Here is a 535-nt window from a genome sequence, read left to right on the forward strand (position 1 = left end):
GAATAGTGATGTCCACCACTTCACTTTCACTGTTGCAATTGCCACATTCGCCGCAATGTGCGTCTTTGTCGTGGGCTTCGCCAAAGTAGTTTAAGATGTAGGCTCGCAGGCACAAATTTGTTTTGCAATACGTTTCCATCACGCGCAGTCGCTCTTTGGCTTTGGCTTTCAACTCCTCTTTCACAGCCTCCTCAATGGGTTCTTGTTCCCTGTCGCTGCCATTTTCAATCAACCACTGGTTGGTCATAATATCCTGACCGGAAAACAGTAGCGTACATTCCGCCCGACTGCCATCGCGACCTGCCCGACCGGCCTCCTGATAGTAACTCTCAATGTCTTTGGGCATATTGTAGTGGACGACGTACGCCACGTTCGACTTGTCGATGCCCATCCCAAAGGCATTGGTCGCGACAATCACATTGATGCGGTCGTACAGAAAATCCGCCTGATTTTGCGTCCGCTCGCCCTGCGCCAATCCCGCGTGGTAGGGAGCCGCTTTGATGCCCTGCTCGTTGAGTTTGGCAGCCACTTCATC

The 535-nt window shown here is 52.1% G+C and carries 1 protein-coding gene; it reads right to left on the reverse strand.

Translation table 11 applies throughout. The features are described from left to right. A partial coding sequence (locus tag ASC50_RS03725) for a helicase-related protein (RefSeq protein ID WP_226995379.1) occupies positions 1–529 on the reverse strand: 529 nt, incomplete at its 3' end. Positions 530–535: the final 6 nt, after the last annotated feature.

Source organism: Candidatus Symbiothrix dinenymphae (assembly GCF_001431085.1).